The sequence below is a fragment of the Cupriavidus mimosae genome (genome assembly GCF_023952485.1).
Taxonomy (GTDB): Bacteria; Pseudomonadota; Gammaproteobacteria; order Burkholderiales; family Burkholderiaceae; genus Cupriavidus; species Cupriavidus taiwanensis_C.
This window is the reverse complement of the sequence record NZ_JALHRY010000002.1, coordinates 293,060-319,821: the sequence shown is the minus strand read 5'-3', so window position 1 is coordinate 319,821 and position 26,762 is coordinate 293,060. Positions and strand designations below refer to the sequence as shown.

At 68.0% G+C, this 26,762-nt stretch carries 20 protein-coding genes; 14 read left to right on the top strand and 6 right to left on the bottom strand.

The genetic code is table 11. The features are described from left to right. Positions 1-20: 20 nt before the first annotated feature. The 6 genes from MKD50_RS05460 to MKD50_RS05435 all read right to left on the bottom strand — a co-directional run bounded on the left by MKD50_RS05460 (position 21) and on the right by MKD50_RS05435 (position 11,031). On the bottom strand, positions 21-1,625 hold the full coding sequence (locus MKD50_RS05460; protein ID WP_252666611.1) for an ABC transporter substrate-binding protein: 1,605 nt from the start codon (positions 1,623-1,625) through the stop codon (positions 21-23). Positions 1,626-1,684: 59 nt separating this feature from the next. Beyond that, on the bottom strand, positions 1,685-2,473 hold the full coding sequence (locus tag MKD50_RS05455) for an IclR family transcriptional regulator (RefSeq protein WP_252666610.1): 789 nt from the start codon (positions 2,471-2,473) through the stop codon (positions 1,685-1,687). 90 nt (positions 2,474-2,563) lie between these two features. After that, a complete protein-coding gene (locus tag MKD50_RS05450; RefSeq protein ID WP_252666609.1) occupies positions 2,564-4,297 on the bottom strand; it encodes an AMP-binding protein in 1,734 nt (577 codons plus the stop codon). Between the two features lie 48 nt (positions 4,298-4,345). Next, the gene (locus tag MKD50_RS05445; RefSeq protein WP_252666608.1) at positions 4,346-7,681 is read right to left on the bottom strand and encodes an acetyl-CoA carboxylase family protein; all 3,336 of its coding nucleotides are present in this window, start codon (positions 7,679-7,681) and stop codon (positions 4,346-4,348) included. A 351-nt stretch (positions 7,682-8,032) separates the two neighbouring features. Next, a complete protein-coding gene (gene metG / locus MKD50_RS05440; protein WP_252666607.1) occupies positions 8,033-10,093 on the bottom strand; it encodes a methionine--tRNA ligase in 2,061 nt (686 codons plus the stop codon). Positions 10,094-10,392: 299 nt separating this feature from the next. Further along, a complete protein-coding gene (locus MKD50_RS05435; protein WP_115704410.1) occupies positions 10,393-11,031 on the bottom strand; it encodes a YiaD family glycine zipper/OmpA-like lipoprotein in 639 nt (212 codons plus the stop codon). Positions 11,032-11,368: 337 nt separating this feature from the next. Here MKD50_RS05435 and apbC point away from each other — a divergent pair, with 337 nt between their 5' ends. The 14 genes from apbC to MKD50_RS05365 all read left to right on the top strand — a co-directional run bounded on the left by apbC (position 11,369) and on the right by MKD50_RS05365 (position 26,725). Next, on the top strand, positions 11,369-12,457 hold the full coding sequence (apbC, locus tag MKD50_RS05430) for an iron-sulfur cluster carrier protein ApbC (protein WP_115704409.1): 1,089 nt from the start codon (positions 11,369-11,371) through the stop codon (positions 12,455-12,457). A gap of 17 nt (positions 12,458-12,474) precedes the next feature. After that, a complete protein-coding gene (locus tag MKD50_RS05425; protein WP_115704408.1) occupies positions 12,475-13,014 on the top strand; it encodes a DUF3305 domain-containing protein in 540 nt (179 codons plus the stop codon). Between the two features lie 31 nt (positions 13,015-13,045). Beyond that, positions 13,046-13,687: a DUF3306 domain-containing protein gene (locus MKD50_RS05420; protein ID WP_115704407.1), complete on the top strand. Its 642-nt coding sequence runs from the start codon at positions 13,046-13,048 to the stop codon at positions 13,685-13,687. Between the two features lie 100 nt (positions 13,688-13,787). Continuing rightward, positions 13,788-15,953, top strand: a complete 2,166-nt coding sequence (locus MKD50_RS05415; protein WP_252666606.1) for a 4Fe-4S binding protein — start codon at positions 13,788-13,790, stop codon at positions 15,951-15,953. Between the two features lie 32 nt (positions 15,954-15,985). Next, entirely contained in the window at positions 15,986-16,624 is a 639-nt protein-coding gene (locus MKD50_RS05410) for a TorD/DmsD family molecular chaperone (protein WP_252666605.1), read from the top strand. 167 nt (positions 16,625-16,791) lie between these two features. Then, positions 16,792-17,007, top strand: coding sequence for a formate dehydrogenase (locus tag MKD50_RS05405; RefSeq protein ID WP_062801520.1), 216 nt, complete (start codon positions 16,792-16,794; stop codon positions 17,005-17,007). 73 nt (positions 17,008-17,080) lie between these two features. Next, positions 17,081-20,125 carry a molybdopterin-dependent oxidoreductase gene (locus MKD50_RS05400; protein WP_115704404.1) on the top strand — a complete coding sequence of 1,015 codons (3,045 nt, stop codon included), beginning with the start codon at positions 17,081-17,083 and terminating at the stop codon, positions 20,123-20,125. Between the two features lie 15 nt (positions 20,126-20,140). After that, positions 20,141-20,842 carry a formate dehydrogenase FDH3 subunit beta gene (gene fdh3B / locus MKD50_RS05395; RefSeq protein ID WP_092306741.1) on the top strand — a complete coding sequence of 234 codons (702 nt, stop codon included), beginning with the start codon at positions 20,141-20,143 and terminating at the stop codon, positions 20,840-20,842. Then, positions 20,839-21,075 carry a hypothetical protein gene (locus MKD50_RS05390; RefSeq protein WP_018008073.1) on the top strand — a complete coding sequence of 79 codons (237 nt, stop codon included), beginning with the start codon at positions 20,839-20,841 and terminating at the stop codon, positions 21,073-21,075. Before fdh3B ends, MKD50_RS05390 begins: the two co-directional genes overlap by 4 nt. Positions 21,076-21,124: 49 nt before the next feature. Further along, positions 21,125-22,351, top strand: coding sequence for a formate dehydrogenase subunit gamma (locus MKD50_RS05385; protein WP_252666604.1), 1,227 nt, complete (start codon positions 21,125-21,127; stop codon positions 22,349-22,351). 47 nt (positions 22,352-22,398) lie between these two features. Next, entirely contained in the window at positions 22,399-22,758 is a 360-nt protein-coding gene (locus MKD50_RS05380) for a hypothetical protein (RefSeq protein WP_115704400.1), read from the top strand. 56 nt (positions 22,759-22,814) lie between these two features. Next, positions 22,815-23,645 (top strand): formate dehydrogenase accessory sulfurtransferase FdhD, encoded by an 831-nt coding sequence (locus MKD50_RS05375; protein ID WP_252666603.1) that lies wholly within the window; start codon positions 22,815-22,817, stop codon positions 23,643-23,645. A gap of 95 nt (positions 23,646-23,740) precedes the next feature. Continuing rightward, positions 23,741-24,307: a dCTP deaminase gene (gene dcd / locus MKD50_RS05370; protein ID WP_115661373.1), complete on the top strand. Its 567-nt coding sequence runs from the start codon at positions 23,741-23,743 to the stop codon at positions 24,305-24,307. Positions 24,308-24,454: 147 nt separating this feature from the next. Beyond that, complete coding sequence (locus MKD50_RS05365) at positions 24,455-26,725, top strand: arginine/lysine/ornithine decarboxylase (protein WP_240072513.1); 2,271 nt, start codon at positions 24,455-24,457, stop codon at positions 26,723-26,725. The last annotated feature ends 37 nt before the right edge of the window (positions 26,726-26,762 follow it).

Here is a 26,762-nt window from a genome sequence, read left to right as displayed (position 1 = left end):
GCGCCGGACGCGGCGGCGGGTCAGCGCTGCTTCCAGCTGACTTCCTGGAACGAGCGCCAGTAGTCGCGGATGGGCCAGGGCACGTAGTTGATCTTGTTGTCGCGCCAGGCAAAGGTCACCAGCGGCCGGTAGGTCGGCAGGCCGCCCAGCACGCGCTCCTGCTTGAGCCGCGCGATCTGCTGCAGCAGCGCGGTGCGTGCCGCCGGGTCCATGGTCTGGCGCTGCTTTTCCAGCAGCGCGTCGACCTCGGGGTCGCTGGTGTAGGAATAGGTGCCCCAGCCGCCGCCGCCCTGGTAGCTGTGCAGGTGGCCGGACCAGGCCAGCCCCGGGTCGCCGGGCAGCCCCTGCGACCACATCCAGCTCAGCACCCCATCCATCTCCGGCGGGCCGGTGCGCCCGCGCTTGCCCAGGCTGATCCACGCGCCGTACTCCAGGTTGCGTACCTGGCAGCGGATGCCCACCGCGCTCAGGTAGGCGTACATGGCTTCGCCGACTTCCTTCACACCCGGCTCGCGCGGCGTGGTCAGGTTGTAGCAGGGCGTGTCGAAGCCATGGGGGTAGCCCGCCTGCTTCAGCAGCTCGCGCGCCCGCTTCTGGTCAAAGGCATAAGGCTTGAGCGCGGGGTCGTAGCCGTTGGACTCCTTGCCCACCTGCGCATAGCGCTCGCCCTGGCCGAACAGCACGCGCTTGATGATGGCGTCGACATCGATGGCGTGCGCGGCCGCCTGGCGCACGCGCACGTCGTTGAACGGCGACTTCGGCATCTGCGTGTTGAAATTGAGGAAGAGGTTGTTGCCGCTCACCAGCGTGACGGTCTTCACGCCGGGCATTTTCTTGAATTCCTCGACCATCGACGGTGGCACGTTGTCGATGAAATCGACCTTGCCGGTCTTGAAGGCCGCCACCCGGGTCAGGTCCTCGGGAATCACCTTGATGGTCAGTTCCTTGATGCCCGGCCGCTTTTCCTGGTTCCAGTAGCCGTCAAAGGCTTCCAGCTTCAGCTCGTCCTTGACCGTGCGCGAGACAAACTTCCACGGCCCGGTGCCGACCGGCTTGCGGGCGAACTCTTCTTCACCGACCTTCTGGATGTACTTCTTGGGCATGGCCCACAGCTGCATATTGCCGACGATGAACTGCGCATCCGGCTCCTTGAAATGCAGCCTGAAGCGGTGTGCATCCACGATCTCGAAACGCTCGACCGACGAGACATAGTGCGAGAAGAAGCTGCTCTTGGGGTCGCGCTGTCGTTGCCAGGAGAACTCGAGGTCCTCGGAGGTCAGCGGGTCGCCGTTGTGGAAGCGCACGCCCTTGCGCAACTGCACGTCGAGCACGGGCTTGCCGTCCTTGCCGGTTTCCAGCTTCCAGTTCTCTGCCAGCCAGTTCTCGTCCTTGAGCGCGGCATTGCGGCGCACCAGCATCTCGAAGATCTGGCCGACAAAGTAGTGGTCGACGCCGGCCGAGATCTTGACCGGATCGAGCGTGGTGGATTCCGCGCCGAAGGCGACGGTAAGGCTGCCGGCGGCGGGCGCTGGCGCGGCGCCGTGGGCGAGCGGCACGATGGCCGCGGCGACGATGCCGGCCAGCAACTGGTGGCGGGTGGCGCCGGACAGTTTCTTCACTTGCATGGTGCTCCTCCTGTTGCGCCGTCTCGTGGCGGCGCTGTGGGTGTGAACCAGGGATGCGCTCAGCGCGGGAAGCTGCCTTCCAGCTGGCGTACCACCTCCAGCAGGCGCGGGCGCACCTCGTCGAGCAGGAATGACCGGGACAGGCGGTACGACGGCCCGCCCACGTTGATCGCCATGGGCGGCATGCCATGGCCGGGTTCGAAGCCGCGCGCGATGCCGTTGACGTCCGGCTGCCACTCACCCATCGAGCAGGTCACGCCCAGGGTGAGGTGGTCCGCCAGGCCCTGTTCGATGCCCTGGCGCAGGCGCGGCCAGGCCATGTCGTCGACATCGCGCACCTGTTCCATGAAGGCCTGCCGCTCTTGCTCCGGCACCACCGCCAGCCAGGCGCGGCCGATGGCTGAGGTGGCCACGGGAATGCGCGAGCCGGTATCGAGCGTCAGCGCAATCGCGGCGCTGCTGCGGCAGTGCTCGACATAGATCATCGAGAAGCGGTCGCGCGTGCCCAGCGACACCTCGCCGCCGGAGAAGTCCGCCAGCTCCTGCATCAGCGGTCGCGCCACCTTGCGGATATCCAGCCGCGACAGCATGGCGCCGCCCAGCCGCAGGCAGGCCGTGCCCAGGCTGTACTTGTGGCTGCCTTCGGCCTGCGCCAGGTAGCCCAGCCGGGTCAGGGTGGAGGTCAGGCGCGATACGGTCGACTTGGGCAGCCCGCAGCGCCGGGCGATTTCCTGGTTGCCCAGCACGCGGTCGCTGGTGCGGAAGCAGGCCAGCACTTCCAGTCCGCGCGCCAGCGCGGTGACGAAGTGGCGGTCTTCCTTGATGGTGCCGGTGGATCGGTCCTGCATGGCCGTTGGCTCCTTCGGGGCGCAGGCGTCCCGGACGCGCGCGCGGCGTCCTGGTCCGGTACTGCGGTACTACCTGACAGCGGTTCCGGTTCAGCCGCCGGCCTCGGTATCCAGCAGTGCCTGCAGTTCCACCTTGCGCACCTTGCCGGTGGCGGTCAGCGGGAACTCGGGCAGGATGCGGATCTCGGGCACCTTGTAGACCGCCATCTGCTCGCGGCACCATGCATGCAGCGCGTCGGCGGTGGTGCCCTCGGCATGCCCGGGACGCAGGCGGATAAAGGCCACCGGCACCTGGCCCTTGTCCGGGTCCGGGCGGCCCACCACGGCCGAGCCCAGCACCGCCGGATGGCGCGACAGCAGCACCTCCAGCTCCGACGGGAACACGCTCATGCCGCGCACCTTCAGCATCTCCTTGCGCCGCCCCAGGAAATGCAGGTAGCCGGCCTCGTCATAGGTGCCGATATCGCCGGTGCGGAACCAGCCGTCGCGGAACACCTCGGCATCGACGTCGGGGCGGCCCCAGTAGCCCTTGAACAGCGACGGCGTGCTGACCACGATCTCGCCTTCCTCGCCGACCGGCAGCACAGCGCCGGTGTCGAAGTCGCAGATCTTGATGCGCGTGCCCGGCACCGGCAGGCCGACAAAGACCGGGCGGCCGCGCAGGTCCATGTCGTCGTCCTGCATGCCGGTGGTGAAGGTGTCGCTGGTATGGGTCTCGGTCATGCCCCACGCGCCTTCGGCAATGATGCTGCCGGTCAGCGCGTGCCAGCGCTGGCGGATGTCGGGGGTGATCTTGCGGATGAACGAGGCGGCGCGCGTATGCTGCAGCGAGCGCAGGTCGTAGCGGCCGCAATCGGGATGGTTCATCAGCTCGACCGCGTTGTCGACCACGACGAAGGTACGGTTGACGCGATAGCGCTCGATCGCGGCCATCACCGCCACCGGGTCCCAGCGCGCCAGCAGGACCACGGTCGCGCCGCTGAAGATCGGATAGATCAGGCCGAGGTTCTCGCCCGCGATCCAGAACATCGGCAGGAAGTTCAGCATCACGTCGTCGGCGCCCTCGGCCAGCCGCGCCGCATCGACGCCGCCGGTCAGCGCATACGAGGCCGCCGCGGTGTACAGCATGTCGCGCTGCGTGTGCATGCAGCCCTTGGGCAGGCCGGTGGTGCCGCCGGTATAGTTCAGCGCGGCGAGCGCGTCCAGGTCGACCGGCGGCAGCGCCACCGGCGCGGTCTCGCGCAGTGCCTGCAGCAGGTCGATGGCGCCGTCGACCGCCAGCGCGGGCGCATCGAGTCCGGCCGGCAGCGGCAGGTCGGGCTGGGCCGGCAGCATCGCGCCGGCGCTGGTGGTGTAGACCGCCTGCAGCGGCGTGCGCGCGCGCACCGACATCAGCAGCGGCGCCAGCTGGTCCTGCACGATGATGGTGGTGGCGCCGGCGTCGTTCAGCTCATACTCCAGCTCCTGCTCCTTGAAGAGCGGGTTGACCGGCACATACACCGCGCCCAGCTTCAGGATGGCGTAGAACACCACGTGGAACTGCGGGCAGTTGCCCATCATCACCGCGACCCGGTCGCCCGCGCCCACGCCGCGTGCCCTGAGCAGCGCGGCGCAGCGCTCGGACAGGTCGTCGAGTTCGGCATAGGTGACGGTGGTGCCGTACCAGACCAGCGCGGCGTGGTCCGGGCGCTTGCGCGCCCACGCGCGCAGGTAGTCGCCCAGCGGGGCCTCGCCATGCGGGTAGACCGGTGCGTCGGGCAGGCCGGCGGGCCAGATTTTGCGATGCCGGGCTTCCAGGTCCGCGAAGAACGCCTGTTCGTTCATCTGCTGTCTCCTCTTGCTGTCGCTCTGGGGGGATGTCCGCCGCCGCGCCTACCAGGCGTCGACGAAGGCGCGTATCGGTCGCTGGGCGCGGTGGGGGTCGGCGGCGCCCGCGTCGAGGCCGCTGACCAGCCACTGGCGCGTGGCGGCGGGATCGATCACCGCATCGAGCTCCAGCGCCGCGGCGGCGTTGATGGCATGGCCGCGTTCGTACATCTGGGCGACCAGCTGCTGGTACAGCGCATCGCGCTGCGGGCCCTCGGGCAAGGCTTCCAGTTCCTTGCGAAAACCCAGCCGCACCGCACCCTCGAGTCCCATCCCGCCGAACTCGCCGGTCGGCCACGACACCGTGAAGCTGGGCGCGCGAAAGCCGCCCGCGGCCATCGCCATCGCGCCCAGTCCATAGCCCTTGCGCAGCACCACCGCCACGAACGGCACGCGCAGCTTGGCGCCGGTCACGAACATGCGCGACACGTGGCGCACCTGCGCGCGGGCCTCGACCTCGGGGCCCACCATGAAGCCCGGCGTGTCGATCAGCGACACGATCGGCAGCCCGTGCGCATTGCACAGCTGCATGAAGCGCGCGGCCTTGTCGGCGGCATCGGCGTCGATGGCGCCGCCGAGGTGGCGCGGATTGTTGGCGAGGATGCCCACCGGACGTCCTTCGATGCGCGCCAGCGCGGTATGGATGCCGGTGCCGAAGCCCGCGCGCAGCTCCAGCACGCTGCCGGTGTCGGCCAGTCCGTCGATGGCGGCACGGGTGTCGTACACGCGCAGGCGGTTTTCCGGCACCACCTGGCGCAGCGCCAGCGGGTCGGGCGCCTGCCATGTCTGCAGGCGGCCCTGGAACATCGACAGGTAGTGTCTGGCGGCGGCCACGGCCGCGGCTTCGTCGTCGACCAGCAGGTCGGCCACGCCGTTGTGGTACTGCACCGCGGCCGGGCCGATATCTTCTGGCCGGAACACGCCCAGGCCGCCGCCTTCGATCATGGCGGGGCCGGCCATGCCGATGTTGGCGTTGCGAGTGGCCACGATCAGATCGCAGCAGCCCAGCAGTGCGGCATTGCCGGCGAAGCAGCGCCCGGAGGCGATGCCGACCACCGGCACCTCGCCGCTCAGCTCGGCGAAGGCGCCGAACGAGGGCTGATACAGGCCCGCGACGGTGGGGAAGTCGACATCCCCCGGGCGGCCGCCGCCGCCTTCGGCAAAGATCACCGTGGGCAGGCGGTTGCGCAGCGCCACCTCCAGGATGCGGTCGGTCTTGGTGTGGTTGCGCTTGCCCTGGGTGCCGGCCAGCACGGTGGCGTCGTAGGCCAGCACCGCGCAGCGCGCGCGTTCCGGCGCGAACAGGCTGCCGTTGACGCTGCCGGTACCGGTGATCAGGCCGTCGGCGGGGGTGTTGGCGATCAGGTCAGCCTCGCTGCGCCGGCTGGCCTGCGCCGCCAGCGCCAGGCCACCGTATTCGCGGAAGCTGCCGGCATCGCACAGGTCGTCGACGTTCTCGCGCGCGGTGCGCTGGCCGCGCGCATGGCGGCGTGCCACCGCCTGCGGGCGGGCCTCGTCGTACAGGAAGGCATGGCGGTCCAGCACGCGCTGCAGGTCGGGGCGGATCGCCGCGGGGTCGGCGCATTCGGTGTCGCCAGCGGCATGCGCGCCGGCGTCGGCGGGCTCCAGCACCAGCAGCACCTGGCCCTCGGCCACCTGCTCGCCGGACGCGCTGCGCAGGTCGATCACGCGTCCCGCCTGTTCGGCCACGATGGCGTGTTCCATCTTCATCGCATCGAGCACCGCCACGGTCTGGCCGGCCTGGACCACGTCGTTCTCGCGCGCCAGTTCGATCACGCGGCCGTTCATCGGCGCGCGCACCGCGCACAGGCCTTCGCCCAGTTGTTCCTCGAAGCTGGCGGTGCTGGACGGGGCCGCCACCGGCGCCACGGGGGTGGCCGCCAGCGCCTGCCTTGCCGCGTGCTGCGCGCCGATCTGCGCCGCGCGCTCCAGCAGCGCGGGCAGCGCCGTCTCCATATAGCGGGTATGCACGTGCTGGCTGGCAAAATCATCGCGCTCCGCCAGCGCGCGCAGCAGGTCCAGGTTGGTGGCAATGCCGGCGATATTGAACTCGGCCAGCGCGCGCTGCAGGCGCCGCACCGCGTCGCCGAAGTGGTCGCTGGCCGAGGTGACGATCAGCTTGGCCAGCAGCGTGTCGTATTGCGCGGATGGTGCATAGCCGGTATAGCCGTGCGTGTCGACGCGCACGTCCGGCCCGGTGGGCGGATCGAAGCGCTCCAGCCGGCCTTGCGCCGGCCGCGCCAGTCCGTGCGCGTCGGTGGCTTCGGCATTCACGCGCACCTGGATCGCAAAGCCGCGCGTGCGCGGCGGGTGGTGCGGGTCCAGTCCCAGTTCGGGCAGGCTACGGCCCTGCGCCAGCCCCAGCTGGACGGCCACCAGGTCGATTCCGGTGACCTGCTCGGTGACGGTGTGCTCTACCTGCAGGCGCGGGTTGGCCTCGATAAAGACGAAGGGCAAGTCCGCGCCGTCGCGGCCGGTGCCGTGCCCGGGTTCTTCGACCAGGAACTCGAACGTGCCCAGGCTGCGGTAGCGCGCCTCGCGCGCCAGCGTGCACGCGGCATCGACGATGCGCTGGCGCAGCGCGGCATCGAGCGCCGGACTCGGCGCGATCTCCACCACCTTCTGGAAGCGGCGCTGCAGCGTGCAGTCGCGCTCGCCCAGCGCGATCACGCTGTCGCCGTCGCCGGCGATCTGCACTTCGATATGGCGCGCGCGCGCCACCAGCCGCTCGGCGTAGAGGGCGTCGATGCCGAACGCCGAGCGCGCCTCGGAGCGGCAGCGCGCATAGGCTTCGGGCAGGGCCTCGCGTTCGCGCACCACGCGCATGCCGCGCCCGCCGCCGCCGCCCACGGCCTTGAGCACCACGCCGGCGCCGTCCTGTTGGTCGAAGAACGCCGTCACCGCATCGAGCGTGGCGCCGCCCGGCGTGGCCGGCATCACCGGCACGCCGCAGCGGGCGGCCAGCGCCAGCGCGCGGCCCTTGTCGCCGAACAGGGCCAGGTGCCCGGGCTCGGGACCGACAAAGACGATCTGCGCCGCCGCGCAGGCGCTGGCGAAGTCGGCGCGCTCGCTGAGGAAACCGTAGCCGGGGTGGATCGCATCGCAGCCAGTGGCCCGCGCAGCGCCGAGAATGGCATCGATGTCGAGGTAGGCCGCCGCACCTTCGCCCTGCAGCGCGACAGCTTCGTCGGCGAGCAGGCGGTGCCGGCTGCCGGCGTCGTCGGTGGCGTAGATGGCCACGGTGTTGATGCCGAGATCGCGGGCGGCGCGCTGCACGCGCAACGCGATCTCGCCGCGATTGGCGATCAGGAGCTTCTTCACAATGTCCCCTTCCATGCGAAGCGGCGGCACGCAAGCGGGGCGGCGGCGCCGGCTTCTTGTTTTTGTGGTTTGTGATTCTGCGAGGTGGAATCTACGCGGCTGGCCAGGGGGTCACAAGCGCGATGCGCCGGAACCATGTATGACATGCCGCGTGTGCATAGAGCCGGGGGAGCGAGGGGATTTGCCGCTGTTTTGTTCTGCATTGCAGAATTCAGCCGGCTGTGGCGGGCGAGATGTCGCGCCGCGAGGGATGGAGCGGCAATTGGCCGTCGAGGGAAACCGCGTCACGGGCGTGCCGCGGGATGCAACCCTCTCCCGCGTGTCGGGAGAGGGAATAGCGATACCGACCGATCAGCCGATGCGCATGCCCGGCACCGCGCCGCTGTGCGGCTCCAGGATGTACAGGCCGGGCGCGGCCTTTTCATCCGCGGCCGAGGCCGCCAGCACCATGCCTTCGGAGACGCCGAACTTCATCTTGCGCGGCGCCAGGTTCGCCACCACCACGGTCAGCTTGCCGACCAGCTGCTCGGGCGTGTAGGCCGACTGGATGCCCGAGAACACATTGCGGGTGCGGCCTTCGCCCAGGTCCAGCGTCAGCTGCAGCAGCTTGTTCGAGCCTTCCACCTTCTGGCATTCGACGATCCTGGCCACGCGCAGGTCGATCTTCGCGAAGTCATCGATGGTGATGGTGTCGGCGATCGGCTCGATTGCAGCGGCGCTGGCGGCCGGCGCCGCGGTCGCCTGCAGCGATTCGCGGTTGGCGGCCAGCAGCGCGTCGACCTGCTTGGCATCGACGCGCGTCATCAGGTGCTGGTAGGGCTGCACCGGGCTGGCGGCCGACAGCTGCTGGTCGATCGCGCGCCAGTCCAGCGGCGCGACGTTGAGGAAGCGCTCGACGCCGGCGGCCACGTTGGGCACCACCGGCTTCAGGTAGATGGTGAGCAGGCGGAACGCCTCCAGCGAGACCGAGCACGCCGCATGCAGCGCGACACGCTTGCCGTCGTCCTTGGCCAGCTCCCACGGCTTCTCGGTGTCGACGAAGGCGTTGACGGCATCGGTCAGTTCCATCACCAGGCGCAGCGCCTTGCTGTACTCGCGGCTTTCATACAGGTGCGCCACCTGCGGCGCGGCCTGGCGCAGTTGCTCCAGCAGCGGATGGGCCAGCGCGGCCTCGTCGACCTTGCCGTCGAAGCGCTTGACCAGGAAGCCCGCGGCGCGGCTGGCGATGTTGACGTACTTGCCGATCAGGTCGCTGTTCACGCGCGCGATGAAGTCGTCGAGGTTCAGGTCGAGGTCTTCCATGCTGGCGTTGAGCTTGGCGGCGAAGTAGTAGCGCAGCCACTCCGGGTTCATGCCGGTGTCGATATAGCTCTGCGCGGTGATGAAGGTGCCGCGCGACTTGCTCATCTTGGCGCCGTCGACGGTCAGGAAGCCGTGGGCAAACACATTGGTCGGGGTGCGGTAGCCCGAGAAGCGCAGCATCGCCGGCCAGAACAGCGTGTGGAAGTACAGGATGTCCTTGCCGATGAAGTGGTACTGCTCGGCGGTCGAGTGCGGGCCGACCCAGGCGTCGAAATCGATGCCGCGCTGCTGTGCCAGGTTCTTGAAGCTGGCGTAGTAGCCGATCGGCGCGTCCAGCCACACGTAGAAGTACTTGCCCGGCGCGCCCGGGATCTCGAAGCCGAAGTAGGGCGCGTCGCGCGAGATGTCCCAGTCGGACAGCGTCGAGGCTTCGCCCTCGGCGCCCAGCCATTCCTGCATCTTGTTGGCGGCTTCGGGCTGCGCCAGGTCGGCCACCCACTCGCGCAGGAAGCTCTCGCAGCGCGGATCGGACAGCTTGAAGAAGTAGTGGGCCGACGACTTGCGCACCGGCGTCGCGCCCGACACCACCGAGTAAGGGTTCTTCAGGTCGGTCGGCACGTAGGTGGTGCCGCAGACCTCGCACGAATCGCCGTACTGGTCCTTGGCGCCGCACTTCGGGCACTCGCCCTTGATGAAGCGGTCCGGCAGGAACATGTTCTTGACCGGGTCGTAGAACTGCTCTACCTCGCGCTCGGCGATCAGGTCCTCGGCCTTCAGCGCCAGGTAGATCTTCTCGCACAGCTCGCGGTTTTCCTCGGCATCGGTGCTGTAGTAGTTGTCGAACGACACCAGGAAGCTGTCGAAATCGCGCTTGTGCTCGGTCCAGACACGGTCGATCAGAGCCTTGGGCGTGATGCCTTCCTTCTCGGCACGCAGCATGACCGGCGTGCCGTGGGTGTCGTCGGCGCCGACGTAGTAGACCTCGTTGCCCATCATGCGCTGGAACCGCACCCAGATATCGGTCTGGATGTACTCCACCAGGTGGCCGATATGGATCTGGCCGTTGGCGTAGGGCAGGGCGGATGTGACGAGGATGCGACGTGCGGTCATAAACAGGAGCCGGTCAGGAGCGGGGAATATCAGGGGCGACGGCGCTCCGCGTAAGGCGGGCGCGTGCCGGGGAAGGGGCTATTTTAGCAACGTAGTGCCCCCGGTGCGCCGGTTCCGCATGGCGGAATAGTCCGAGTTGGCGCGGGGCCTGCGCTGCGCGCGGCCAAAAAAAAGCGCCGGTCAGTGCCGGCGCAGCTTTCCACAACGGAAAAGGAGGAGAAATCAGGTACCGCCCGGGAGGTCAGCCACCCATCGCGAGCCAGCAACGGTGGCAAGCGGCACCTGTTTCTATGACAGGGTCAGCCTTGAATTGGTTTCAAAAAAATTTCGACGCGGCGATTTTGTGCCCGTCCGGCCTCGGTCCCGTTGTCCGCGACCGGCTGGCTCTGGCCACGGCCTTCGGCGCTCAGGCGGTTGCGTGCGACCCCGCGATCACCCAGATAACCTGCCACGCTCTGGGCGCGGCGCTGCGACAGTTGCATGTTGTAGTTGGGGTTGCCGGTGCTGTCGGTATGGCCCACCACGTTGGCGCTGACGTCCTGGTGCTGGCCCAGGGTCTGCGCGACCTGGTCGAGCACGGAGCGGAACGACGGCTTGATCGAGGCGCTGTCGGTGTCGAAGGTGACCTGGCTCGGGATGTTGACCTTCAGCGAGCCGTCGGGCTGCTCGGTGATCTGGGTGCCCGTGCCGGCGGTGTCCTTGTTCAGCTTGCCACGGATCGCGTTCCAGTTGTAACCGGTCGCGCCGCCGATGGCGCCGCCGACGGCCGCACCCACCAGCGTGCCGGTGGTGTTGCCGCCAATCAGGTTGCCAAGCCCCGCGCCGACCGCGGCGCCGACGCCGGTACCAACCGCCGTGTGGGTTTGCTGTTCGGTGGCGCAGCCAGCGGCCAGCAGCGTGGCGGCGGCGAGCGAAACGGTAACGAGCTTGATCTTCATGCTTTCTCCTTCTGATTGTTCCCGTAAATGTTCTTGGTACCGCGTGGCGATGGTAACGCCAAGGCAAGCGGCAGGTAACCCATTGTGCGCGTCGGCCCGGCCGGGCGCGGCACCGCTTGCGGTGTCGACCTGCCGGGCCGTCCAACCGCACTACAATATGGATATGGCGGCGCGCGCACAAGTGCAAGCTTGTGAGATTTGTAATTGTCTGTAATCCCCCACCCCACAGAGGGGATTGCGCGCGGATTTCCGGCGTTCATGGCCGGTGCTGCATACTTTGATACATTAGGCGCAGGCCATCATGCGCCCGTTCCCCACTATCCAAGCGGAGTTTGTCTTGAGCCTCAGCACTGAGCAGGTTACCGAAGCCCTGCGCACCGTCATCGATCCCAACACGGGCAAGGACCTGGTGTCCACCCGCTCGGCCAGGAACATCCGCGTCGATGGCGGCGAGGTATCGCTGGAAGTGGAACTCGGCTACCCCGCCAAGAGCCAGTTCGACCCGATCCGCAAGCTGGTGGTGGCCGCGGTCCGGCAAGTGCCGGGCGTGACCAATGTCAGCGTGGCCGTGAACATGAAGATCGTCGCCCACGCGGTGCAGCGCGGCGTCAAGCTGCTGCCTGGCGTGAAGAACGTGATCGCGGTGGCGTCGGGCAAGGGCGGCGTGGGCAAGTCGACCACGGCCGTGAACCTGGCGCTGGCGCTGGCCGCCGAAGGCGCGCGCGTGGGCATGCTCGACGCCGACATCTACGGCCCGAGCCTGCCGATGATGCTGGGCATCGACGGCCGCCCGGAATCCGCCGACGGCCAGACCATGGAGCCGCTCGAGGGCCATGGCCTGCAGGCCAACTCGATCGGCTTCCTGATCGAGCAGGACAACCCCATGGTATGGCGCGGCCCGATGGTGACCTCGGCGCTGGAGCAGCTGCTGCGCCAGACCAACTGGCGCGACCTCGATTACCTGATCGTCGACATGCCGCCGGGTACCGGCGACGTGCAGCTGACGCTGTCGCAGAAGGTGCCGGTCACCGGCGCGGTGATCGTCACCACGCCGCAGGACATTGCGCTGCTGGATGCCAAGAAGGGCCTGAAGATGTTCGAGAAAGTGGGCATTCCCATCCTCGGCATTGTCGAGAACATGGCGGTGTATTGCTGCCCGAACTGCGGCCATGTCGAGCATATCTTCGGTCATGGCGGCGGCGAGAAGATGTGCGCCGACTACGGCGTCGACCTGCTCGGCAGCCTGCCGCTGAACCTGAGCATCCGCGAACAGGCCGATTCCGGCCGCCCGACCGTGGTGGCCGAACCCGACAGCCCGGTGGCCGAGATGTACCGTGCCATTGCTCGCAAGGTCGCGATCAAGGTCGCCGACAAGGCGCGCGACATGACCAGCAAGTTCCCCAGCATCGTCGTGCAGAACACCTGAGCGCCCCGCCTGCCGCCATGGACAGCCAGCCCACCGCCAACCTGCCGCCGCCCGGCGCCCGCCCCGCCGTCACCATGGCCGTGGTGATGCGCAAGGTGGCGCTGGCGAACCGCTGGCAGCCCTGGAAATGGCAGCTGGATGCGGTGCTGCCCGATCTGGGCGAGTTCGGCACGCAGCCGGTATGCCTGGAGCACGATGCCCACGGCGCGCGCTGGCTGTACCCCGGCTACGAGGTGGAGCTGTTCCGCGACCAGGGCGAGGGCTACTACCTGAACCTGACTTCGGCCACGCCGTGCTGGTTCGTGCTGTGGCGCATGCCCGAGGATGAAGGCAAGGCCGACGCAGATGATGCGCATCCGGTGCCGGTCACCGTGGCGCTGTCGTATAACGAGGCGGGCCGCTGGCTGGATGCCGGCGAGACCGTCGAGAACGTGCCGCTGGCGCCTGAGCAGCGCGACTGGCTGCAGGCCTACGTCAACGAACATTATCGGCCCGAGCCCAAGCAGCGGCGCCGGCCCGAATCCTTCAAGGCGCCCGACCAGCGCGCCCGCTACTGATCCCTGACACCATCGAGAAGCGGCCCTGCTTATGAGCGAATCGTCCTTCCTGTCGCGCTGGTCGCGCCGCAAGGCCGCGGTGCGCGAGGGCGTGGCCGTTCCCGCCGAACCGCCGCAGCTACAGACCGAGGGCGAGCCGGTCCCCGCGACCGTCGAAGCCGCTCCCGAGGCGCCGCGGGATCCGCCGCCGACGCTGGCCGATGTCGCGGCGCTGCGGCCCGGTGACGAGATCGCCCGCTTCGTCGCGCGCGGCGTGGACGAATCGGTCAAGCGCGCCGCGCTGAAGACACTGTTTGCCGATCCGCACTTCAATGTGATGGACGGGCTCGATATCTATATCGACGATTACAGCAAGCCGGACCCGATCCCGCCCGAGATCCTGCGCCAGTTGCGCCAGGCGGAGACGCTGGGCTTGTTCGAGCCGACCGACGAGGAACGCGCCGCGGCCGAAGCCGCGGCCCGGCTGTCGGAGCCGGACCAGGTACCGCCGGCAGCGCAAACGGAGGCGGAGCAGGAACCGCATCAGGCGGGCGCAGCACCAGGCGAAGACGCCGACGCGCCGCTGGTGCAGGTCGATGCACCGGCAGGCGCCGAAACGCTGCGGCCGCACGCCGGTCAAAGCCAACAACAGGGCCTGCAAGACCCGCCGCAAGACCCGCATAAACGCGCGTAGCCCCAGCGGGCAGCGCAGCCTACAATAGGCATCCCCACAATCCGCCGGCCCGCAGACCCCCGCCAAGAAGGGACGTCCGGACCGGTCAGCCGCACTCGCCATGCCGACGCTGATCTGCAATTGCAACGACACCATGCCGCTGGACGGGGCGGCATTGTCAGACGCAACCCGCGACGCCAGCCAGGGGCCGCTCAAGGTCCATCGACTGCTGTGCCGGCGCGAAATCGGTGACTTCACCGCCGCGCTGGACGGCACCGAGGATGTGATCGTCGCCTGTACACAAGAGCGCCAGCTGTTCACCGAGGTGGCCGCGCAAGCCGCGCAAGGCCGCGATGGCCAACCGGTGGTGACCGCGCCGGTGCGCTTCGTCAATATCCGCGAGACCGGCGGCTGGTCGCAGGGCGCCCGGCGCGACCCCAGGACCGCCAACGCCAAGATCGCCGCGCTGCTGGCAGTAGCCGCGCTGCCCGAGCCCGAGCCGGTGGCGGTGGTGGACTACCGCAGTGACGGCGCCGTGCTGGTGCTGGGCCCGGCCGCGCGCGCGCTGCCGTGGGCCGAGCGGCTGGCGGCGATGCAGCTCGAGGTCACGGTGCTGCTGACCGGCGACCACCCGCGCGACGGCACCGCCGCGCAGCCCGCGGCGCGCGCCTATCCGGTCCACAGCGGCAAGCTGGCTGCACTGACCGGCTGGCTCGGCGCCTTCGAGGCGAGCTGGGAAACAGGCGCGGGCCACAGCAACCCGATCGACCTGGACCTGTGCACGCGCTGCAATGCCTGCATCGATGCCTGTCCCGAGGGCGCGATCGACTTCAGCTACCAGATCGACCTGTCGCGCTGCCGCGCGCATCGCGATTGCGTGCGCGCCTGCGGCGCCGCCGCGGCGATCGACTTCGACCGTCCGCAGGGCACCGGCGCGGGCCGCTTCGACCTGGTCTTCGACCTGTGCGACACGCCCGCCTTCACCATGCACCAGCCGCCGCAAGGCTACCTGCATGCCGGCGCCGACCCGGCCCGGCAGCAGGCCCAGGCGCTGGCGCTGGCCGGGCTGGTGGGCGAGTTCGAGAAGCCCAAATTCTTCCGCTACAAGGACAGCCTGTGCGCGCACGGCCGCAACCAGACCACCGGCTGCACCGCCTGCATCGATATCTGCTCGACCCAGGCCATCGCCTCGCGCTGGCATGACGGCAAGGGCCGCATCGAGGTCACGCCCAACCTGTGCATGGGATGCGGCGCCTGCACCACGGTCTGCCCCAGCGGTGCCATCAGCTACGCTTACCCCGGCCCCGAGACGACCGGCGCGCGGCTGCGCACGCTGCTGTCCGCCTACCGGCAGGCCGGCGCGCGCGATCCGGTGGTGCTGCTGCACGGCGAGGAATCCGGCACGCCCGCGCTGCTGGCGCTGGGCCGCGCCGCCCGTGGCGGCAAGGCGCAGGGTGTGCCCGCGCAGGTCATGCCGCTGTCGCTGTTCCATCCGGCCTCGGTGGGGCTGGAGTTGTGGCTGGCCGCGCTGTGCTGGGGCGCCAGCCGCGTCGCCGTGCTGCTGACCGGCGACGAGGCGCCGCAATACCGCACCGCGCTGCTCGAGCAGATGGCGGTGGGACGCGCGCTGCTGTCGGGCCTGGGCTATGACGGCGAGGCGCTGTCGCTGCTCGAGGCCGCAGACACGGAAACACTCGATGCCGGCCTGGCGGCGCTGCGGCCGGCGCGCAACGCGCTGCCGCCCGCGGCCTTCGGCCCGGTCGCGGCCAAGCGCGAGCTGCTCGACTTTGCCCTCGACCACCTGGTGCGCCATGCGCCGTCGCCGGCGCCGAGCGTGCCGCTGCCGGCGGGCGCGCCGATCGGCGCCATCGCCGTCGATACCGGCAAGTGCACCTTGTGCCTGGCGTGCGTGGGCGCATGTCCGTCGCAGGCGCTGCGTGACAACCCCGAGCGCCCGGTGCTCAGCTTTATCGAGCGCAATTGCGTGCAGTGCGGGCTGTGCCAGAAGACCTGCCCGGAAGACGCCGTGAGCCTGGTGCCGCGCCTGCTGGCCGGCGACGCGGCGCGGCGGCCGGGCACGCTCAACGAGGCCCAGCCGTTCCATTGCGTGCGCTGCGCCAAGCCGTTCGGCACGGCGCAGATGGTCGAGTCGATGCTGGTGCGCCTGGCTGGCCATCCGGCCTTTGCCGGTGCCGCCGCCGAGCGACTCAGGATGTGCCCCGACTGCCGCGTGGTGGACATGATGGAACGCGACCCCGGCGCCATCAGCGGCGCGACCCTGCGCTGAGACCCGGGCGACCGGGCACAATTCATCACGACATGACAGATTTCCAGCCGATCCAGCTCACCGCCGCTGCGCCCGCCGACCCCGCGGACAGCGAAGACACCGCCCGCGCCGACCTGTACGGCCTGCTGGCGACGCTGTTCTACCGCGCCCCGGACGCGGCCTTGCTGCATCACATCGCGGCCAACCGCGCCGTGGGCGAAGACGCGCAGACCGTGCTGGGCAAGGCGTGGAACGCGTTGTGCGACGCAGCATCCGAGACCACCGCGGCCGAGGCCGAGGAGGAGTACCGCCAACTGTTCGTCGGCGTGGGCCGCCAGGACGTGTTTCTCTACGGCTCTTTCTACATGACGGGCTTCCTCAACGAGCGCCCGCTGGTGGCGCTGCGCGAAGACCTGGCCCGCTATGGCCTGGAGCGCCACGAAGGCGTCAGCGAGACCGAGGACCACATCGCCACGCTGTGCGAGGTGATGCGCTTCCTGGTGGCGGGCGACGACCTGTCGGTGTCTAACCTGGGCGAGCAGCAGCGCTTCTATGCGAAGCATTTGCAGCCATGGATCGAGCCCTTGTGCGAGGCGGTGGCGGCGCACCCGCAGGCGCGCTTCTATCGCAGCGTGGCCGGACTGCTGGGCACCTTCGCCGGGGTCGAGGCGGTGGCGCTCGAGATGACCTGAGCGCGGGACCGATGCGGCGCAAGGCGCAGGTTTCTTAGCTCAAGTTGAAGCAGAAGGTAAGGAAAAACCCGTGCTTGTCATGGTCTTTCCTTCCAGTTGATTCTAGAATATGCATAACAACGCATAACGGCACAACCATCGGGCTTTGACAACCGAGGAGCCCCCACATGAGAGAGAAGCCAACCAGGGTCGCGCGCCGCACGTTTCTCGCGGGCGCCGGAGTTGTAGCCGCCGCCACCGGTGCGGCAGCGCTGAGCGCGCGCGCACCCGCCATGCCGGGCCAGGCTGCAGCCCTGCCGGAACCCACCGATCCTCCGTCGGACAGCAAGGGTTACCGGGTCTCCGACCACATCCGCAAGTATTACCGGACCACGCTGGTGTAACTGCCACGGCGGCGTGGTCTGGCGCGCCGCCTGCAACCGGACGCTACCCAATCGTCCGTTTCTGAGGTGAGACATGATCTTGACCCGCAAACGCGCGGCGCAGGGCGCATCCGCCCGCCTCGCTGATGGCCTCGCCCATCGATCCGACTCCGGGCCCGAGTCCGCCGGCGCAAGCTCCGGCCGGCTCTCCCAACGACTCGCGGCCAGCCTGGCCGGCGCCATGCCGACCATGGACCGCCGCAGCTTCCTCAAGCGCTCCGGCATCGGCGTCGGCGCCGGCCTCGCGGCCTCGCAGCTGACGCTGCTGCGCAAGGCCGACGCCGCCGACGACAAGAAAGCCGCCGGCGATGGCAAGACCGGCATCGTGGTCAGGCGCACCGTGTGCGGCCACTGCTCGGTCGGCTGCGCGGTCGACGCGGTGGTGCAGAACGGCGTGTGGATCCGCCAGGAGCCGGTGTTCGATTCGCCCCTGAACATGGGCGCGCACTGTGCCAAGGGCGCGGCGCTGCGCGAGCACGGCCACGGCGAATACCGGCTCAAGTATCCAATGAAGCTGGTCAACGGCAAGTACCAGCGCATCGGCTGGGACCAGGCGCTCGACGAGATCACCGCGAAGATGAAGGCGATCCGCCAGGAGACCGGCCCGGACTCGATGTTCTTCGTCGGGTCTTCCAAGCACAGCAACGAGCAGTCCTACCTGATGCGCAAGTGGGTGTCGTTCTTCGGCACCAACAACACCGACCACCAGGCGCGCATCTGCCACTCCACCACCGTGGCGGGCGTGGCCAACACCTGGGGCTACGGTGCGATGACCAACTCGTACAACGATATGCAGAACGCCAAGGCGGCGCTGTATATCGGCTCCAACGCGGCCGAGGCGCACCCGGTGTCGATGCTGCATCTGCTGCATGCCAAGGAGAACGGCTGCAAGGTGATCGTGGTCGATCCGCGCTTCACGCGCACCGCGGCCAAGGCGCACCATTACGTGCGGATCCGCTCGGGCACCGATATCGCATTCCTGTTCGGCGTGCTGTACCACGTCTTCAAGAACGGCTGGGAAGACCAGAAGTACCTGAACGACCGTGTCTACGGCATGGACAAGGTCAAGGAAGAGGTGCTGGCCAAGTGGACCCCCGACAAGGTCGAGGAGGTCACCGGCGTGCCCGAGGCGCAGGTCTACATGGTGGCCGAGATCATGGCCAAGAACCGCCCCAGCACGCTGGTGTGGTGCATGGGCCAGACCCAGCACACCATCGGCAACGCGATGGTGCGCGCCTCGTGCATCGTGCAGCTGGCGCTGGGCAATATCGGCGTGGCGGGCGGTGGTGCCAACATCTTCCGCGGCCACGACAACGTGCAGGGTGCCACCGACGTGGGCCCCAACCCCGATTCGCTGCCGGGCTACTACGGCCTGGCCACCGGTGCATGGAAGCACTACGCGGCGGTCTGGGGCGTGGACTACGAATGGATCAAGAAGCAGTTCGTGTCGCAGGCGATGATGGAGAAGTCCGGCACCACGGTGTCGCGCTGGATCGATATCGTCACCGAGAAGAACGAGCTGATCGACCAGGACAACAACGTGCGCGGCGTGTTCTTCTGGGGCCATGCCCCGAACTCGCAGACGCGCGGCCTGGAAATGAAGAAGGCGCTCGACAAGCTCGACCTGCTGGTGGTGGTGGACCCATACCCGTCGGCGACCGCGGCCATGGCCAACATGCCGCCGGCCGAAGGCGACAAAGTCAACCCCAACCGCGCGGTGTACCTGCTGCCCGCGGCGACGCAGTTCGAGACCTCGGGCTCGTGCACGGCCTCGAACCGCTCGCTGCAATGGCGCGAGAAGGTGATCGAGCCCCTGTTCGAGTCGATGCCCGACCAAACCATCATGCAGGCGTTCGCAGACAAGCTCGGCTTCGGCAAGGAGCTGTCGAAGAACTACAAGATGATCGAGGTCAAGCGGGCAGGCCGGACCTGGATGGAACCCGAGCCCGAATCGATCCTGCGCGAGATCAACGCCAGCAACTGGACCATTGGCTACACCGGCCAGTCGCCCGAACGGCTGAAGTCGCACATGCGCAATATGCAGATGTTCGACGTCAAGACGCTGCGCTGCAAGTCGGGCAAGGACCCGGTCACCGGCTACGACCTGACCGGCGACTACTTCGGCCTGCCGTGGCCATGCTATGGCACGCCGGAACTGAAGCATCCGGGCTCGCCCAACCTGTACGACACCAGCAAGCACGTGATGGACGGCGGCGGCAACTTCCGCGCCAACTTCGGCGTGGAGCGCGATGGCGTCAACCTGCTGGCCGAGGACGGTTCGCACTCGCTGGGCGCGGAGATCACCACCGGCTATCCCGAGTTCGACCACGTGCTGCTGAAGAAGCTGGGCTGGTGGGACGACCTGACCGATGCCGAGAAGGCCAAGGCCGAGGGCAAGAACTGGAAGACCGACCTGTCCGGCGGCATCCAGCGCGTGGTGCTGAAGAACCATGGCTGCCACCCGTTCGGCAATGCCAAGGCGCGCGCGGTGGTGTGGAACTTCCCGGACCCGATCCCGCAGCACCGCGAGCCGCTGTACTCCACGCGTCCCGACATGGTCGCGAAGTACCCGACCCACGACGACAAGATGGCGTTCTGGCGGCTGCCAACGCTGTACAAGTCGGTGCAGCAGCGCAATCTCGAGAACAAGGTGGCCGAGAAATTCCCGATCATCCTGACGTCGGGACGCCTGGTCGAGTACGAGGGCGGGGGCGAGGAAACCCGTTCCAACCCGTGGCTGGCGGAACTGCAGCAGGAGAACTTCGTCGAGATCAACCCGCGCGCCGCATCCGACCGCGGCATCCGCAACGGCGACTACTGCTGGGTCAAGACGCCGACCGGCGCCAGGCTGAAGGTGCGCGCGCTGGTAACGGAGCGGGTCGGGCCGGATACCGCCTTTGTCCCGTTCCACTTCTCGGGGTGGTGGCAGGGCAAGGACCTGAAGGACTACTACCCCGAGGGCGCGATGCCGGTGGTGCGTGGCGAAGCGGTCAACACCGCCACCACGTATGGCTATGACGCGGTGACGATGATGCAGGAAACCAAGACCACCATTTGCCAGATCGAGCGGTTTGCCTAAGCGCAGAGGAACACCATGGCACGCATGAAATTTATCTGTGACGCCGAGCGCTGCATCGAGTGCAACAGCTGCGTCACTGCCTGCAAGAACGAGCACGAGGTGCCCTGGGGGGTGAACCGGCGCCGCGTGGTCACGGTCAACGACGGCATGGTCGGCGCCGAGAAATCGATCTCGGTGGCCTGCATGCACTGCTCGGACGCGCCCTGCATGGCGGTCTGCCCGGTCGACTGCTTCTACCGCACCGAGGACGGCGTGGTGCTGCACGACAAGGACGTCTGCATTGGTTGCGGCTACTGCTCGTACGCCTGCCCGTTCGGCGCGCCGCAGTTTCCATCGACCGGCACCTTCGGCGTGCGCGGCAAGATGGACAAGTGCACCTTCTGCGCCGGCGGCCCGGAGAAGAACGGCAGCGAGGCCGAGTTCGAGAAGTACGGCCGCAACCGGCTCGCCGAAGGCAAGCTGCCGCTGTGCGCCGAGATGTGCTCGACCAAGGCGCTGCTGGGCGGCGACGGCGACGTGATTGCCGACATCCTGCGCAACCGCGTGATCAAGCGCGGCACCGGTGGCGACGTGTTCGGCTGGGGCACGGCCTATGGCAATGCCCAGGCCGGCGCGAAGCCCGCGGCACCGGCGCAGCAGCCCGCGCCCGCGCCCGCCGCGCCCGCCGCGCCGACCGCGCCGGCAGCCACGGCACCTGCAGGAGGGAAAGCGTCATGAATCGCATCCGCGTCGTTGCACTGGTGTCGCTGTGCGGCGTGCTGCTGGCCGCGTGCGGCGAGAAGCCGCAGACCATCGGCCCGTCGCACCGCAAGGCCGACGCCCAGGCGTTCCAGGGTGCCCCGGACGATCCGTTCGTGGCCAAGGGCTGGACCGCGGGCGACCGCAACAGCTGGAACAACCAGATCCGCCAGCGCAACCAGTTGCAGAACGAGTACAACCGGGTGCAATGACCGCGCCGCCGTGTGGACTTCCCGCCAGCCGGGAACTGAAGGAGGGGCTATGACGCCGTCGCACAATCGATGCCGCGCCGGAGGCTGGCGTGGCTGGCGGGGTTGGCTGACTGCCGGCGCGCTGGCGCTGGCCGCGGCCGGCAATGCCGTGGCACAGGCGCCGGCGCCCGCGCCGGGGCCGTCGACCGGACCGGCGACCGCATCGGCCAGCGCCGACGCCAACAACCCGGCCACGCATCCGGCCCAGCCGCTGGCCGGCATCGCGTCCGAGAACATCTTCAATATCCCGCCGCGCGACATCGCCGCCGAGGCCACGTCGCAGCAGCAGCGCAGCGTCACGCAGCCCGGCAACAACGCGCCGATGTGGCGCGAGGTCAATTCCGACCAGCGCCACTACAGCAGCCTGCCCGACAAGGAAGCCGGGGTGCTGATCCAGCGCACCGGCCAGTCGTGGCGGCTGTTCCGCAACGGTGTCATCACGGTCTGGGGCGGCTGGCTGCTGCTGATCGTGCCGGTGGCGATCCTGGGCTTCTTCCTGTGGCGCGGCACCATCCCGCTGCGCACGCCCAGAACCGGCCGCATGATCGAGCGCTTTACCCCGCTCGAGCGCATCGTGCACTGGACCATGGCGATTTCCTTCGTGGTGCTGGCGGTGTCGGGCATCGTGATGCTGCTGGGCAAGCATTTCCTGCTGCCGCTGATGGGCCATATGCTGTTCGGCTGGCTCAGCTACATCCTGAAGAACCTGCACAACGTGGTGGGGCCGATCTTCACGCTGTCGGTGATCGTCGCCTTCGTGGTGTTCCTGCGCGACAACCTGCCCAGCCGCGACGACGTCCGCTGGGTCACCAGCCTGGGCGGGCTGGCCTCGGGCAAGCACGTGCCGAGCGGGCGCTTCAATGCCGGCGAGAAGATGTGGTTCTGGGTGGGCGTGTTCGTGTTTGGCCTGGTGCTGTCGGTTTCGGGCTGGGTGCTCGACATGATCGTGCCGGGCATGGACTACTACCGCGCCACCATGCAGATCGCCAACGTGATCCACGGCATCTCGGCGGTGCTGATGATCGCGATGGCGTGCGGCCATATCTACATGGGCACCATCGGCATGGAAGGCGCATACCGCGCCATGCGTGATGGCTGGGTCGACGAGGCCTGGGCCAGGGAGCACCACGAGCTCTGGTACGACGACATCAAGTCGGGCAAGATCCCGGCCCAGCGTTCGGCCAGCCCGGATGCCGCCGCGGCCCGGCCGGCGCGGCAGAGTCCCGGCGAAGCCTGACGCAGGGCTGACGAGCGGGTCCCACGACACAGCAGGAATCCTGAACCATGACACGCATCCTGACCCTGATCGCCGTAGCCGCCGGTGCCGCCTGCACGGCCTTCGCCCCGGGCGCGCTGGCCAAGCTGCCCGCGCCGACCGAGGCCCAGCAGGCCAAGGCCGCCGAGACCAGGGCGCGCGCCGCCTGGTCCGACAAGGTCTCGGCCTACCAGCTGTGCCGTACCCAGGACAAGATCGCCGCGCATTATCTGGCCGAGCGCAAGGCGCACGGGCAGCAAGCGCGCGAGCCGGTGCAGACCGCCGCCTGCGCTGATCCGGGACCGTTCGTGGCGCCTGTGCCTGCCATCGCCAGCACCGCCGGTGCGCCCGCGGCAGGCGCGGTACAATCCCCTGCAAAGGCGCCGTAACTTCCGCCCCCTGCATGCCGCTCGGGGCCTTCACCCGCAGCCCCGAGTCCCTCGTCATGACCTTGCGTCCCGAGCTTACCCAGGCAGCCGTTCCACTGATCGAAGAGGTTGAAGTCGTCGACGAGCAAGGGCGCGTGCGCGCGGCCTACCTGCCGGGCGAGCGGCCGCTGACGGTCTATCTCGACAAGCGCGAGCTGGTCACCCTGATGACGCTGGGCGGCGCGCCCGAGCACCTGGTGCTGGGCTACCTGCGCAACCAGCGCCTGGTGGAATCGATCGAGGACATTGCCGCGGTGCAGGTCGACTGGGAAACCGAATCGGCGGCGGTGACCACCCGCACCGGCGTCGACCGCATCGAGGAGCGCACCGCGCGTCGCGTGGTGACCACCGGCTGCGGCCAGGGCACCGTGTTCGGCTCGCTGCTGGACGAAGTCGACAGCATCCGGCTGCCGGTTGGCGCCACCCTAGACCAGGACACCCTGTACGGCATCATCGACACCATCCGGCTGCAGCAGTCGGTGTACAAGCAGGCCGGCTCGGTGCATGGCTGCGCGCTGTTCCAGGGTACCGAGCTGCTGATGTTCGTCGAGGACGTCGGCCGCCACAATGCCGTCGACGCAATTGCCGGGCGCATGTGGCTCGAAGGCATGACTGGCGGCGACAAGATCTTCTACACCACCGGGCGCCTCACTTCCGAAATGGTGATCAAGGGCGCGCAGATGGGCATCCCGTTCCTGCTGTCGCGCTCGGGCGTGACGCAGATGGGCTACCAGATGGCCCGGCGCGTCAACCTGACGCTGTTCGCGCGCTGCACCGGAAAGCACTTCCTGCTCTATACCGGGCGCGAGCGCTTCCGCCACCCCCAGCCCGAAGATGTAGTGGCGTAGCGGCCACTTGCACGCCACCCTCTGGGGGCTTGAGGGGCGCGCGCCGAATGGTTGTACAATGCGGCGCACTCCGAGCCGTCTATCCTCCCAACCCTATGAGCATCAAATCCGACAAATGGATCCGCCGCATGGCGGAGCAGCACGGCATGATCGAGCCGTTCGAGCCAGGCCAGGTCCGGGAGGCCGACGGCCGCAAGATCGTGTCGTACGGTACCTCGAGCTACGGCTACGACATCCGCTGCGCCGATGAATTCAAGATCTTCACCAATATCAACAGCACCATCGTCGACCCGAAGAACTTCGACGAAAAGTCGTTCGTCGACTTCAAGGGCGAGGTCTGCATCATCCCGCCCAACTCGTTCGCGCTGGCGCGCACGATGGAATACTTCCGCATCCCGCGCAGCGTGCTGACCATCTGCCTGGGCAAGAGCACCTACGCCCGCTGCGGCATCATCGTCAACGTGACGCCGTTCGAGCCGGAATGGGAAGGCTATGTGACGCTGGAGTTTTCGAACACCACGCCGCTGCCGGCCAAGATCTACGCCGGCGAGGGCTGCGCCCAGGTACTGTTCTTCGAGAGCGACGAGGTCTGCGAGACCTCGTACGCCGACCGGGGCGGCAAGTACCAGGGCCAGCACGGTGTCACACTGCCGAAGACCTGAGCGCATTACAATCCGGCGTCTGCCGGCACGGCAGGCCCGCCAGGGCTGCCAAACCTGACGTGAGAGCCACATGTCGCCGTCGCGGGGAACCCCTGCCGGCCATGTGGCTCAAGTCCTTTATGTCCTGCTTTCCATCAAGGATGCCCGATGAAATTCCGCTTCCCCGTCATCATCATTGACGAAGACTTCCGCTCCGAAAACATCTCCGGCTCCGGCATCCGCGCGCTGGCCGAGGCGATCGAGAAAGAGGGCATGGAAGTCATGGGGCTGACCAGCTACGGCGACCTGACCTCGTTCGCCCAGCAGGCGAGCCGGGCATCGACCTTTATCGTGTCGATCGACGACGACGAGTTCGCCAGCGACAGCGAGGAGCTCGAGGCCGCCGCGATCGAGAAGCTGCGCGCCTTCGTCGCCGAGGTGCGCCGCCGCAACTCCGACCTGCCGATCTTCCTGTACGGCGAGACCCGCACCTCGCGCCATATCCCCAACGATATCCTGCGCGAACTGCACGGCTTCATCCACATGTTCGAGGACACCCCGGAGTTCGTGGCGCGCCACATCATCCGCGAGGCCAAGGTCTACCTGGACACGCTGGCGCCGCCGTTCTTCAAGGCGCTGATCGACTACGCGCAGGACAGCTCGTATTCGTGGCACTGCCCGGGGCACTCGGGCGGCGTGGCCTTCCTGAAGAGCCCGGTGGGCCAGGTGTTCCACCAGTTCTTCGGCGAGAACATGCTGCGCGCCGACGTCTGCAACGCCGTCGACGAGCTGGGCCAGCTGCTGGACCACACCGGCCCGGTGGCCGCGTCGGAGCGCAACGCCGCGCGCATCTTCAACTCCGACCACATGTATTTCGTCACCAACGGCACCTCCACCTCGAACAAGATGGTGTGGCATGCCAACGTGGCGCCGGGCGACATCGTGGTGGTGGACCGCAACTGCCACAAGTCCATCCTGCACGCGATCATGATGACGGGGGCGATCCCGGTGTTCCTGATGCCGACGCGCAACCACTACGGCATCATCGGCCCGATCCCGAAGAGCGAGTTCGATCCGCAGACCATCAAGAAGAAGATTGCCAGCCACCCGTTCGCCAGCAAGGCGAAGAACCAGAAGCCGCGCATCCTGACCATCACCCAGGGCACCTACGACGGCGTGCTGTACAACGCCGAGCAGATCAAGGAAATGCTGGCGGCCGAGATCGACACGCTGCACTTCGACGAAGCCTGGCTGCCGCACGCGGCCTTCCACGACTTCTATCGCAACATGCACGCGATCGGCAAGGACCGCCCGCGCAGCAAGGACGCGCTGGTGTTTGCCACGCAGTCGACGCACAAGCTGCTGGCCGGCCTGTCGCAGGCCTCGCAGATCCTGGTGCAGGATTCGGAGACGCGCAAGCTGGACCGCTACCGCTTCAATGAAGCGTACCTGATGCACACCTCGACCAGCCCGCAGTACTCGATCATCGCCTCGTGCGACGTGGCCGCGGCGATGATGGAAGCGCCGGGCGGCACCGCGCTGGTCGAGGAGAGCATCCAGGAAGCGATGGACTTCCGCCGCGCCATGCGCAAGGTCGAGGGCGACTACGATGCCGGCAACAACGGCGACTGGTGGTTCAAGGTGTGGGGCCCGGACGCGCTGATCGAAGACGGCATCGGCGACCGCGAGGAATGGATGCTGAAGGCCAACGAGCGCTGGCACGGCTTCGGCGACCTGGCCGACGGCTTCAACCTGCTCGACCCGATCAAGGCCACCCTCATCACCCCGGGGCTGGACGTCGACGGCGAGTTCAGCGAGCGCGGCATCCCGGCGGCGATCGTCACCAAGTACCTGGCCGAGCACGGCATCATCATCGAGAAGACCGGGCTGTACTCGTTCTTCATCATGTTCACCATCGGCATCACCAAGGGCCGCTGGAACTCTCTGGTGACCGAGTTGCAGCAGTTCAAGGACGACTACGACCAGAACCAGCCGCTGTGGCGCGTGCTGCCGGAATTCGTCGCCAAGTATCCGCAATACGAGCGCATGGGCCTGCGTGACCTGTGCGATGCAATTCACAGCGTGTACAAGGCCAACGACGTGGCGCGCGTGACCACGGAGATGTACCTGTCGGACATGGAGCCGGCGATGAAGCCGTCGGACGCGTGGGCCATGATGGCCCACCGCGAGATCGAGCGCGTGCCGGTCGACGACCTGGAAGGGCGTGTCACTGCCATCCTGCTGACGCCGTACCCGCCGGGCATTCCGCTGCTGATCCCGGGCGAGCGCTTCAACCGCACCATCGTGCAGTACCTGAAGTTCGCGCGCGAGTTCAACAAGCTGTTCCCGGGCTTCGAGACCGACATCCACGGCCTGGTGGAGGACGAGGTCGATGGCAAGAAGGCGTACTTCGTCGACTGCGTGAAGCAGGGCGCCTGAGCGCCACCCGGCTCCCGCCGATGCAGCAAGGGCCCCG